Source organism: bacterium 336/3 (assembly GCA_001281695.1).
Classification (GTDB): domain Bacteria; phylum Bacteroidota; class Bacteroidia; order Cytophagales; family Thermonemataceae; genus Raineya.
Window position 1 is genome coordinate 26,304 of record LJIE01000002.1, and the last position, 12,295, is coordinate 38,598.

Here is a 12,295-nt window from a genome sequence, read left to right on the forward strand (position 1 = left end):
TGTGGATTTGTCTGAGTTTTCTATCCAAGTACAAAACATTACATTATATAATGCAATTGGTGCAAAAGTATATGAAATCACAAGTGTAATTGACAAAAAAGTTGGTTTTGAACTTACTAACATAGCAAAAGGAGTTTATTATATACATATTATTAGCCAAGATTCAAAAGCTGTTAAAAAAATTGTGATTCATTAATAAAACATTTATCACCACTAAAGTCGTTTAGCATTATGTTAAACGGCTTTTATTTTTATTAAAACAAATATTTTATGAAGTCTTTGTATTTTAAAGAAGAACACACTTTGTTTAGGAATAGTGTTCGCCAGTTTATGGAAAAAGAGGTAGTTCCTCATATAGAAATATGGGAAAATGAGCGAAAAATCCCGAAAGAAATTTTCAGAAAAATGGGTAAACAAGGCTATTTGGGACTAAACTTCCCTGATGCTTATGGTGGTGTCAATGCAGATTTTTGGTATTCAGTTATTTTTCTTGAAGAGATTGCCAAAGTAGGAATTGGAGGTTTCCCAACTGCTGTGAGTGTGCATCAGTTTATGGCTATCAATCATATTTTTAAGACTGGCAGTGATTTTTTAAAAGAAAAATATTTACGTCCTGCTATTCAAGGTGAAAAAATAGCAGCTTTGGGTGTGAGTGAGGCTGGAGCAGGCTCCGATGTATCAGCACTGAGAACAAAAGCTGTGAAAGATGGTGATTTTTATATCATTAATGGTTCTAAAACATTCATTACCAATGGAACTTATGGTGATTTTATCACTTTGGCTGTTTCTACAAGTCCTGAAAATAAGGCTGGTGGTATCAGTTTGATAGTTGTAGATTTGGATAGTGAGGGTATTACACGTACTAAGCTCAACAAAATGGGCTGGCATAGTTCTGATACAGCAGAAATTAGTTTTGACAATGTGAAAGTTCCTATTGAAAACTTGATTGGTATAGAAAATTTTGGGTTTTATTATATTATGGAGAGTTTCCAACTTGAGCGTTTGGTAGCAGGTATTATGGCTGTTGCTAGCTCTCAATGGGTATTAGATCAAACTATCCAGTATATGCATGAACGAGAAGCATTTGGTAAAAAAATAGCTAAATATCAAGCTCTTAGACATACAATTGCAGATTTAGCAACTGAAATAGAAGCAGCCAGACAACTTGTTTATCATACTTGTTGGTTACAAGCGGAAGGAGAAGTAGCTGTTAAACAATGTTCTATGATAAAACTGTATTGTGCTGAGCTTGCTAATAAAGTAGTAGACAAGTGCCTGCAAATCTTTGGAGGTTATGGTTATATGGAAGACTATTTTATATGTAGAGCTTACAGAGACTCAAGAGTAGGTACAATAGCTGGCGGTACCTCAGAAATTATGAGAGAAATTATTTCTAAAATGGTAATTGATGATGTTGATTACAAGCCTATTTATAAAGGTAAATAAATTTATTTTTTTTGTAAGTCTTGAAGAACTTTTTGAATGGAATCAAGTTGTTTTTGGTTCCGTTCAAGTTGTTTTCTTTTTTCAGTACTATCTAATTTCCGCTCCTCAGGGCTTCGTATATCTTTATACTTCTCTAATCCTGACTTTAACATAAAAACTAAATAGAGATATGAAGATAGCAACAATATACTCGCTATTCCTATACCAGCTACTCCATAAGAAATGTATTTTTTGTTTTTTTGAAATAATTGAAGAAAAATAATTAATAGGCTTCCACTTCCTATTATTATTGCCATTATTTGTAATACAAAAACTATCATACTCTATTTAGGCTGATTAAACATATTAGGAACATTATCAGACTCTATTTTTACAATTCTTGTAGGCAATGCAAACTCTCCTCCATTCTGCTTTACAATCTCATAGATTTTAAAGTTTATCTCATCTTTGATACTCATGTATTCAAAAAAATCGTTTGTAATGGCAAAAAAGAATATTGTCATTTTAACAGCATTTGTACCAAACTCCGAGAAAAAAACATGACTATTTTCGTCTGTTTTTGAATGTTTTTGTAAATAATGATGAATCTGTAATTTTATTTCTTGTAAATTAATAATAGGTGTTTGATAGGTTATTTCTATATCAAACCGAGAACGCCAAACATGCCTTTCATTCCAATTGTCTAATGGTTGGTCTATCATCATTTTATTTGGCAAGGTAATCAAGGAGCGTTCTACTGTTCTTATTCTGGTAGTCCTAAAACCTACTTTTTCTACTCTGCCCAAAATACCTCCAACTTGTACCAAATCCCCAGTAATGAATGGCTTATCTAAAAAAATTGTAAATGAAGCAAAAAGATTTTCTAAAGTTTCTTTTCCTGCCAATGCAACAGCTATACCTCCTATCCCCAAACCAGCAACAAGTGTAGTCACATTAAAATCCAATACTCTACTAAGTGTAAAAAATAGTATTAAAAGAATAGCTATAACTTTTGTAATTTCCTTAAAGAAAGGTGTTAAGTGATCATCCAGCTTGCTTTCAGTATATTTAGCTTTTTCCTGAAAATAATTTCCCCAAAAACTTATTACTCTTAAAACTAGAATTGTCCCTAAAATAACCAAAAAGACCTGATACGTTTTGTGTAAAAACATTTGTAAACCAAATTCCTTGGCAGACGTCATATTCCAACTTTTTGGAAATCTTAACTCATTGAATGCTGTGTACACAAATACAAAAACTAATAACCTACCTAGATGATTTTTGGTATATAATACAAAATTAGTAATTAGATTTGTTTCTGTTTTTCTCATAAATATTTTTGAGAAAAACCTGATTACGAGTGGGGCCAAAACTCCTTTAAAAAGTGTCCCTACTAATACCAAAGCTAAAAAATTGGCAATATGTGATGGACTATTATCCAAAATATTACCTTTAAAATACTGATTAACCCACTCAAACATGATTGAAGAAATATAGTTTTAATGACTAAAAAATGGGCAAGTTATTATAAACTCGCCCATTTTTTATTTTTTATAAGTTACCTCTTAGCTCTTGTTCTCTTTCGATTGATTCAAACAATGCTTTAAAATTACCCTTACCAAATGAGGTAGCTCCTTTACGCTGAATAATCTCATAAAATAATGTAGGTCTATCTTCTACAGGTTTTGTAAAAATTTGTAATAAATATCCTTCATTATCTCTATCAACCAAAATATTCAAATCCTTAAGTTTTTTTACATCTTCATCTATCATTCCTACTCTATCATACAAACTTTCATAGTAATTATCAGGTATATACAAGAATTCTACTCCTCTTCTTCTCAACTCGCTGACTGTATGAATAATATCATCTGTTGCTACTGCAATGTGCTGAACACCCGCTCCATAATAAAAATCTAAATACTCTTCTATCTGTGATTTTTTCTTACCTTCAGCAGGTTCATTGATAGGGAATTTAATATAACCTGTACCATTTGAAACTACCTTCGACATCAAGGCAGAGTATTCTGTGGAAATATCTTTATCATCAAACGTTAAAAGCAGTTTAAAGCCCATCACATCTTCATAGAACTTCACCCACTCATTCATTTTACCAAGCTCTACATTTCCGACACAGTGGTCAACGTATTTCAAACCAATAGGTTCTATTTTCATTGTACTTTTAGCAGGTGCAAAACCTGGTATAAAAACCCCTTTATAGTTTTTACGCTCTACAAATGTATGAATAGTTTCTCCATAAGTATAAATTGCAGACATTACAACTTCGCCATATTCATCTGTTATTTTTTTGGGTTCAAATGCAGACTTGGCTCCTCTACTCATGGTTTCATAATACGATTTTTCAGCATCATCAACCCATAAAGCAAGTACTTTTACGCCATCTCCATGTTTTTTTACATGTTCAGAGATTTCGCTATTAGGGTCAAGTGAGGTAGTCAGAACTAAGCGAATTTTATCTTGTTGTAATACATAAGACGCTTTGTTTCTTACTCCTGTTTCAGGACCTGCATAAGCAATGAGTTGATAACCAAACGCAGACTGATAATAGTAAGCTGCTTGTTTAGCATTTCCTACATAAAATTCTATATGGTCTGTACCAAGAATTGGAAGAAAATCTTGCATAATTGTAAATATTTTAGTAAAATGAATGTATTGAAAAGTTTAGAAGCACGTTCAAAAGTACAGTTTTTTATTTTTTTTTCAAAAAAAAAATGGTTTCTTTGAGTTTATAGCAAACTTATATTCAACATATGACATCTAACCTCCAAAAACTCAATCAGGATTTAGTAGAAATAGTAGAAAAAAGAATTCAGCTTGCTGATTTAAAATATGATGACAGTCGTTATGATGAAATAGAAGAACAACTTCATAACTTAGAAGATGATTTTTTGAAAAAATACGATGATTATTTAGAAGATATTTTTTTAGATATTCATGATGAGTATTGTCCTGAGACAGAAGTTCTATCTCCTATTGCTTATTTAGCTAAAAATTATCTTCGTAAAGATGACAAGTCGTATGATGCCCCTGAAGATCAAGGTGTTTGGGTCGAAATCGAAGAAATCCCTGAAAAAGAAGCTCATTTAGTCTTATTACCCAATCCATTACGCATTGTTTTAGCTTCAGGCAGTTTTAGAAAATCAGTTTGGAAAGCAGAAGAGAAATAAACATACTACCATGAAAAACTTTAAGATTCGCCAAATAGCTTATTTCTTTGGTTTTATTTTGTTAATGATGACATTTGTGAATTTCATTGTTGTAAATTCCATAGCCATCCACCCAAAAGAAACTCAGATTATTGGTTATACATTACAAATACGTGAAATCGCTAACCAATTAAAGCTAACACTTACCATTTTGGCTAATCAAGAGTTTTATAATGAAAACTTAGCTGATGATATTAAGCGATTAGAGGGGAAATACAATACCAGTCTTTCTGTTTTAGAGGTTGGTGGACAAATTGAGCATAATGGACAAAAACTATATTTTCCTAAACCTGATGCTTCTACCAAAGTCTTACTTTCAAAAATTAGATATCAATGGACTAGTTATGGCAAAGATGTAGATTTGGTAATTGATAAACTCACAAAAGGAGCAAGTACTGATACACTAAAATTAGATGAAAAGTGGGTTATAGACAAATATGATTTGTTTGTAAATTTACATGATAAGCTTACCACTCTGTATCAAGATAAACTTGAAAATCAATATGCTGGTCTTAATTTAGCCTTTATTTTGTTAGGAATTTTCAATTTAGCAATTATAGCATCTATTTATTATACTGTAAGAAATCTCATTCTTATTCCTATTCAACAGATTTCGGTCACATCCCGAGAATTAGCTCAGGGTAATTTGAGTAAAAAAGTACGGTTCACTTCCAAAAATGAAATAGGTTATATTGCTCAAAACATCAACGATTTAGCTGAAATTGTAGAAAAAGCAACAGACTTCTCTAAAGAAATTGGTCAAGGAAACTTAGATGCCGAATATAAAGGAGATGTTAGAATATTGGAAAATAAGGGTAGTATTGTAGCCGCTCTACAACTTATGCGAGACCAGCTTCGTGAAATTGCCCTCAAAGACCAACAAGAACGTTGGTTGAGTGCTGGTATTGCCGAGTTCTCAGAAATGCTTCGAAATCTTGATACCAGAAATATCAATGAAATGTGCTACCACATTATTAGTTTTGTTGTTCGTTATGTAGAAGCAAATCAGGGACTTATGTTTATATTAAATGATGATATCCCTACAATTAACGAACATTATTTAGAAGCTACAGCAGGTTATGCTGCTAATAAAAGAAAGATATTTAACCAAAAAATCAAAATTGGTGAAGGACTTATAGGACAAAGTTTTACAGATAAAGAAACTATTTTATTAGATGAAGTACCAAATTCTTATGAAAAAGTAATCTCTGCATTGGGTATGGCTACTCCTCGAAATGTTTTAATAGTTCCTTTTACTTATCATGAAGTAGCTTTAGGTGTATTAGAAATACTTTCTTTAAAAAATATTCCTCCATATAAAGTAACTTTTGTTGAAAAAATAGCTGAAATTTTTGCTTCAACAGTATCAGTAGCTAAAGCTTATAACAAAAGTCAAAAACTATTTGCTGAATCTTTGGAAGTAGAAAAACGTATCAGTAGAAGAGGTTAGGCTTTTGTTTGTTTAAAAGGTTTATTTTTAGATGTTTAATTTATAATGTTTTTTTACTAACTTTGTAAAAACTACTAGAACCCTATGAAAATTACTCCTATAGAAATAAGACAAAAAACCTTTGAAAAAAAGGCTTTTGGTGGTTATGATAAAGATGAAGTTACAGCCTTTTTACAAGCTCTTTCTCAAGAATGGGAAAAACTAAACAATGATTTGAGAGAGTTTAAATTAAAACTTGAAATGGCTGAAAAAGAGGTTGGACAGTTACGTCAAGTTGAGTCATCTCTTTTCAAAACACTTAAAACAGCTGAAGATACAGGAAGTCATATCATAGAGCAAGCCAAAAAAGATGCTGAACTGAAGGTAAAAGAAGCTCAACTCAAAGCAGATGAAATTTTAAATGATGCTCGTTCACAATCGAAAAATTTAGTTCAAAAAGCAGATATGAAAGCAAAATCTATGCTTCAACAAACATTATCTGAAATGAAAAAAATGAAAGGTGAATGTAGTATGCTTGAAGATTATAAAGAAAATTTGCTTTCTGAACTCAAAAACATCTCTTATTCTATTTTAGATCGTGTGAATCGTAGTGAAAGCAAAAGTATATTAGATACTTTTGATTCCAAAATAAGAGAAACAGAGGCTGAATTAGAAAAACAAACTGAAGATTTTGAACAAATTGCTGAAAAATATAAAGATGAGTTGCCTCAAAATGATACTCCTAAAAATGATACAAACAACAATTTAGCCTCTTTTTTCGATTCTATTATTTAATTTTTTTCTCTAAAACTTCTTTTAAAGGCATTATCATACTATCTATATCCCCCGCTCCAATCGTTACCACAATTTCGCAAGGCAATGATTGAATAATAGATGTTAAATTTCCCTTGTTACAAAGTAATTTCTCGGTAGCTTGAGCCTTTCCTAAAATCATTTGAGAGTTTATCCCTTCTATGGGTTTTTCACGAGCAGGGTAAATATCCAATAAAATTAGTCTGTCTGCCAAAGATAATGTTTCAGCAAATCCATCCGCAAAATCTCTTGTTCTTGAGTACAAATGAGGCTGAAAAATAGCTGTGATGTGCTTTTCAGGATACAACATTCTCACCGCTGTCAAAAATGCTCGTATTTCTTCAGGATGATGAGCATAATCATCTATTTGGATAATTTCAGGCGTTTTCAAAATATACTCAAAACGTCTTTTTACACCTTTAAAACTCTCTAAACCAGCTTTTATTGAAGATCCTTCTATACCTATACTCTCAGCAACAGATAATGCTGCTAAAGCATTTAGAATATTATGATACCCAGGAACACCTAAAGTAATATTTGAGATGACTTGGGTAGGCGTTTGAACATCAAAAATAAAGTTACCTTCTTGGATTCTTATATTTTGAGCATAATAATCACATTGTTGCAATCCAAAATTCCGTACTTCTATCTGATTTTCAATTTTCAAATTCAATGAGGATTTGATAAAAAGCTTGCCATTTTCTTTAATTTTTCTCACAAACATTTCAAAAGATTCTTTAACGGCATTTGAATTTTGATAAATATCCAAATGATCAGCATCAGTTGAAGTGATGATAGCAATATCTGGGTGAAGTGTTAGAAATGACCTATCATACTCATCTGCTTCTACCACAATTAAAGCTTCTTTATCTTTGCTCAGGAGTAAGTTCGTTGCATAATTTTGCGTAATACCACCTACAAAAGCTGTTACAGGTTTTTGAGCATAATGCAACAGATGGGCTACTATAGATGATGTCGTTGTTTTCCCATGTGTTCCTGCAATCGCAATCGTAAAATTATCTTGTGTGATGAGTCCAAGAGCTTCTGCTCTTTTCAATATCTTAAAATCATTTTTCTTAAAATATTGCCAACCCAAGTGTTCTGTTGGAACAGCAGGTGTGAAAACAACTAAAGTATTTTCACGCAAAAAATTGGAAGGTATCAGATTTGGAGTTTCATCAAATACAATAGACATTCCTTCCTCTTGCAATTGTGTTGTAAGTTGCGAAGGGGTTTTATCATAACCAGATACTTCATATCCTTGAGCCTGAAACCAACGAGCCAAAGCACTCATTCCTATCCCTCCAATACCCAAGAAATAAACTTTTTCAAAATCTTTAAGATTCATAGAATAATTTTAATGATGTAAGTTCTGGCAATTTAATTTAAAAATTTGGTTTTGAACAAAATTTATCTTTATAAAAATTAGATTTTAGCATAAAAATTGTTATATTTATCATGGTATCTAAAATTGATTTATTATGAAGAACTATAAGCTTTTTTCGGGTTTGGTATTGGGAATCAGTACCTGCGTATTGGTAGCATGTGGAGTGGGTGGAGGCTCTAATCTTTCTGTGAATACTGTGGGATGGTCAGCAGAAACACCCGTTGATGTAAAGTTTACTCCAACAAACGATAACTTTAAAGAATTTATAGGAAATTTTCAGCAAGCAAAATTCCCTATGCAATTAGATGAGAGAAATATAGCATTTTTCAGAGCAAAAGCTTCTTTCAAAAATGACCAAATGCAATCTCAAGAGCCTACATGGAAGAAAAAGCTTATTGCCGATAAATTTGAAGAATTCGTACCATCTATCAACGAAGGTAGATTTAGCAGAGTTCCTACACATAGCGAAACACAATATGTAGCAAAACTTGCTGAAAACTCTCAATTTGTAGCTGTTATTTACAGTATTTCTACAGCTTATGGCGATTATGGCTATTCTGAAGATTCAAACAATACACCAGTTCGTTTTATGCTCAGCACTTACAACAATAAAGGTGAAATTATAGACGAAAAAGTGATTGCATATAATGATAGAATGGGAATGTCCACTGCAACTATTGAGAAGAATCTCAAAGTAAAAACTCAGAAATTTGAGAATGTATTTGGTAAAGATGAAGATGGAAATTCTAACTATATCCCAACAGGCAAAAAAGTAAAATCAGAAATTACTTATCAAATTTCTAAGAATGGAACAATTGAGACAGTTGGAGAAAGTAAATCAAAAGATAAAGAAGCGAAAGATAGAACTGATTATGTATTTTAATTAAAAGCTATAAAATAAATTAAAAACTCTAACTCAAAATGGTTAGAGTTTTTTTATGCTCATATATATTTGTTTATCTTTTATAAGTATTAACCAATTTATGAGTAACGAAAAAAACTCATTTAACATATCTGATTATTAAAAAAGTAAATCATAATTAAGTATTTGAAACTCTAAAATTTCTATTATTTAATAAACTTTAAATAATATCATAAACTATAAAAAAGCAAAAGGGCTCTAAATAGAGCCCTTTTATTATGTTTTTTTGTTTTACTAAGGGAATACAACGCCTCTGATATTACGAGCATTTACATCAATCAAAGGAATTTGAGCAATGTAAGTAGTGTTGATAGCCTTGATAAATTGGTTTGCTACAATTGCATAACCTTTAGGAGTTAAGTGAACACCATCTAAAGAGAACAAACCACCACTAATAAATGCAGAGTTTACAGAAACACCATCAATACCGTTATTTTGGATAATTTGGTTAAAGATAGCGTCAGCATCTACAATAGCTAAACCTTTAATTTGAGCAGCAGAACGAAGTTTTGTATTGAATGCTGTAGTTGCTGTACGAATGATTGTTACTTCTTGTCTATCTAATACGATATTGTCTGCAATAGGATTAGCGAGAACAGGAAAATTTGCAGGTCCCACAGGGTTTGCAGGGTTAAAGCTTGGGTTTGGTCTCACAACACCTAAACCAGCAGATAAACCAGTTGTAGCATTTGTAAGAGTAGCTTGTCCTGAAAGCAAGAAGAAATCTATTGCTGGATTCATTTGAAGAACTCTATTACCTCCTGTGATATATACAGCATAGTTGTTTGAGCCTGTTGTAAAACCAGGGCTGTTAAAACCTGCTAACTGATATGCTAAGTTCGCTTGAGCTGCTGTTAAACCACTTGATAAAGGGAATGTAATTCTTGGGAAAACTCCACCATTCGCTGCTGCAACTGCAGGATTTACAGTTCTGACAAAAGGAATAGTTGCAACATCAGGGATAGTAGCCACAACACCTTTTGCTCCATTAGCAGTTAATTTATTTATTAAACTATCTGTACTTGCATTAAATAAAGGCGTTGCTGTAATTGTACCAGGGATACCTGTAGTACTTATAGGATATTGACCCGAAACAAATATACCAGTTGAGTCTCCACCACGAGTAGCATAACCTAATACGTCATTGTTACCTAACCAACAAGTAAAGAATGTAGGATTAGCTTCAGCTACAAAATCTGTATATTTTTTAGCTGTAAGAGGTGGTAATAGACGTTCAAAATAAGGGTTTAATTGAGCAACAGAAGCATTTGTAACTTCTACCATTCTCAAACCTGGGATACCCAAGTTATTGTTAGGACCTTCATGACGAGCCAATTGTCCTGTTGTAGCGTTTGTTACAGCCAATTCTGTTGTTACAGGAGTGATGATAGGACTACCAGTAGATGTCCAACCTGTAATTTGTACATATCCTGAACCGTTTTTCTGAGCTTCGCTAAAAAGAGGCTGAGGGAAATCTCCACCACCTACAAGCTTGAACTGACCAGCAAGATAGTTAGGATATGATTTCATTTGTACATCTCTGTATAAACCACCATCTGCAAAACCAGCAGTAAGTGAATTACCAACAGATACATATTTAGTAAAATCTAAGCTTTTTCCTTTTGAAATAGGCGTTTGATCTAACTTGGGTTTACAAGCAGCAAGAGCCAATGTTCCAAGTGCTGCGTATGCAAAATTTTTATAAGATATCAATTTCATATTAATTTCAAGATTTTTAGATACGAGTTAAACATTTTAGAAACTGTAAGATACACCAAGACTACCAACAATTACTCTTGTTTTGTAAGTTCCCGCAGGACCAACTGGAGCATTTCTATTGTCTAAAGCCACATTAGAGTTTGTTCTTTTAGCTTTATCACCATAAAGAACACTTGCATCAATGTTTAATTTGCCAATTTTATATCCTAAACCACCAGATAAATAAGTAGTATTTGCATCTGGAGTTTCTGCAGTCATGTAACCATCAGGTACAGGAGTAGGGTCAAAATAACCACCAGCTCTTAAACTCAAGTCTTTGATTTTGTACTCAGCACCAGCACCCAATACAATTCTGTCTTTGTAATTACGTGGAGAAGCAGAAAGCGTTGAACCAGCTACAGCATCTTTGAAAGTGAATGCTAATTCTTTATAAGCACTCCAGAATGTATAACGAATATCAAAGTTAAAAGTAAAATTTTCATTGGGCTGTAAAGAAGACCCAAAAGTAAGCACTGCAGGCAAAGGAAGCTCAGAAGTGAAACTTGTTGTAGATGTTCCATTTGCTAAATTAGGGAAACTCGCTGCAAGACTCGCTCCAGCAGGACCTTGTAAGTTCGGAAGGTTTGAGAAAGTAGCTGTTCCATCTTCTACCTTAGCTTTAATTTCAGAACGGTAAGCAATACCTACGCTGATTTGCTCTACAGGTTTGAAAGTTACCCCTAAATTCCAACCAATGCCATTTGCTTTACCATCCAATTCAGAATCAGCAAACAATCCATTAACAGGAAGAGCTGTTTTTCTTTGAAGATTTACACTGCCTAGCATGTATTGGAAACCAGCACCAACAGAGAGTTGTTTGTTGATACGATAAGCGAATGTAGGCTGAATGTAAATAGCTCTTAAAGTTAGTTGTTGTAAAGATGTCTGTCCAACCCAACCATCTTCCCACTTTACTGTAGAACCATAAGGTGTAACTACACTCAAGCCAGCTTTGAAAGCTTTGTCTTTACCAAAACCATAAGCTCCATGTAAATAAAATGGTGTACTAACAGGGTTTTCTGTCTTATAGATTTCACTACCCAATGTAGGTGAAAATTCTATATTAGAGAAAACTGCATTCACACCCACAGCAATCCCACCAGATTCAAGGAAACCAATCGAAGCAGGGTTATAAAAAGCATTACTTACATCTGCTAAAGCAGAACCAGTATTGCCCATCCCTGTTTGTCTAACTCCTTGTAGTATTACCTGAAATCCGCCTGCTTCTGCCCATAACGCAGTACACAAGCCCAGCATTGTAAAAATTATTTTTCTCATAATAAGATAGCATTAAGTTTAAGTTAAGGAAAATTAAATTTCGACAAATTTAAAAA

At 32.8% G+C, this 12,295-nt stretch carries 11 protein-coding genes; 5 read left to right on the forward strand and 6 right to left on the reverse strand.

The features are described 5' to 3' along the window. The first annotated feature begins 270 nt into the window (after positions 1 to 270). On the forward strand, positions 271 to 1,446 hold the full coding sequence (locus AD998_19370) for an acyl-CoA dehydrogenase (GenBank protein ID KOY84613.1): 1,176 nt from the start codon (positions 271 to 273) through the stop codon (positions 1,444 to 1,446). 2 nt (positions 1,447 to 1,448) lie between these two features. On the opposite strand, the gene AD998_19375 is transcribed toward AD998_19370, so the two are convergent. From AD998_19375 to AD998_19385, 3 genes are all read right to left on the reverse strand, one after another. Further along, the gene (locus AD998_19375) at positions 1,449 to 1,766 is read right to left on the reverse strand and encodes a hypothetical protein (GenBank protein KOY84614.1); all 318 of its coding nucleotides are present in this window, start codon (positions 1,764 to 1,766) and stop codon (positions 1,449 to 1,451) included. Positions 1,767 to 1,769: 3 nt separating this feature from the next. Next, the gene (locus AD998_19380; protein KOY84735.1) at positions 1,770 to 2,867 is read right to left on the reverse strand and encodes a hypothetical protein; all 1,098 of its coding nucleotides are present in this window, start codon (positions 2,865 to 2,867) and stop codon (positions 1,770 to 1,772) included. Positions 2,868 to 2,976: 109 nt separating this feature from the next. Continuing rightward, the gene (locus AD998_19385; GenBank protein ID KOY84615.1) at positions 2,977 to 4,068 is read right to left on the reverse strand and encodes a 4-hydroxyphenylpyruvate dioxygenase; all 1,092 of its coding nucleotides are present in this window, start codon (positions 4,066 to 4,068) and stop codon (positions 2,977 to 2,979) included. Positions 4,069 to 4,196: 128 nt separating this feature from the next. Here AD998_19385 and AD998_19390 point away from each other — a divergent pair, with 128 nt between their 5' ends. From AD998_19390 to AD998_19400, 3 genes are all read left to right on the forward strand, one after another. Beyond that, a complete protein-coding gene (locus AD998_19390; protein KOY84616.1) occupies positions 4,197 to 4,613 on the forward strand; it encodes a hypothetical protein in 417 nt (138 codons plus the stop codon). Between the two features lie 10 nt (positions 4,614 to 4,623). After that, on the forward strand, positions 4,624 to 6,102 hold the full coding sequence (locus AD998_19395) for a hypothetical protein (GenBank protein KOY84617.1): 1,479 nt from the start codon (positions 4,624 to 4,626) through the stop codon (positions 6,100 to 6,102). Between the two features lie 84 nt (positions 6,103 to 6,186). After that, positions 6,187 to 6,876: a hypothetical protein gene (locus AD998_19400; protein KOY84618.1), complete on the forward strand. Its 690-nt coding sequence runs from the start codon at positions 6,187 to 6,189 to the stop codon at positions 6,874 to 6,876. Here the strand turns inward: AD998_19400 and AD998_19405 are convergent. Further along, the gene (locus tag AD998_19405; protein KOY84619.1) at positions 6,869 to 8,242 is read right to left on the reverse strand and encodes a UDP-N-acetylmuramate--alanine ligase; all 1,374 of its coding nucleotides are present in this window, start codon (positions 8,240 to 8,242) and stop codon (positions 6,869 to 6,871) included. The two genes, AD998_19400 and AD998_19405, sit on opposite strands and share 8 nt — an antisense overlap. Before the next feature lie 133 nt (positions 8,243 to 8,375). Here AD998_19405 and AD998_19410 point away from each other — a divergent pair, with 133 nt between their 5' ends. Continuing rightward, positions 8,376 to 9,164: a hypothetical protein gene (locus AD998_19410; GenBank protein ID KOY84620.1), complete on the forward strand. Its 789-nt coding sequence runs from the start codon at positions 8,376 to 8,378 to the stop codon at positions 9,162 to 9,164. A 273-nt stretch (positions 9,165 to 9,437) separates the two neighbouring features. On the opposite strand, the gene AD998_19415 is transcribed toward AD998_19410, so the two are convergent. Both AD998_19415 and AD998_19420 read right to left on the reverse strand, forming a co-directional pair. After that, positions 9,438 to 10,922 (reverse strand): hypothetical protein, encoded by a 1,485-nt coding sequence (locus AD998_19415; protein KOY84621.1) that lies wholly within the window; start codon positions 10,920 to 10,922, stop codon positions 9,438 to 9,440. Positions 10,923 to 10,958: 36 nt separating this feature from the next. Continuing rightward, positions 10,959 to 12,239: a hypothetical protein gene (locus AD998_19420; protein KOY84622.1), complete on the reverse strand. Its 1,281-nt coding sequence runs from the start codon at positions 12,237 to 12,239 to the stop codon at positions 10,959 to 10,961. Positions 12,240 to 12,295: the final 56 nt, after the last annotated feature.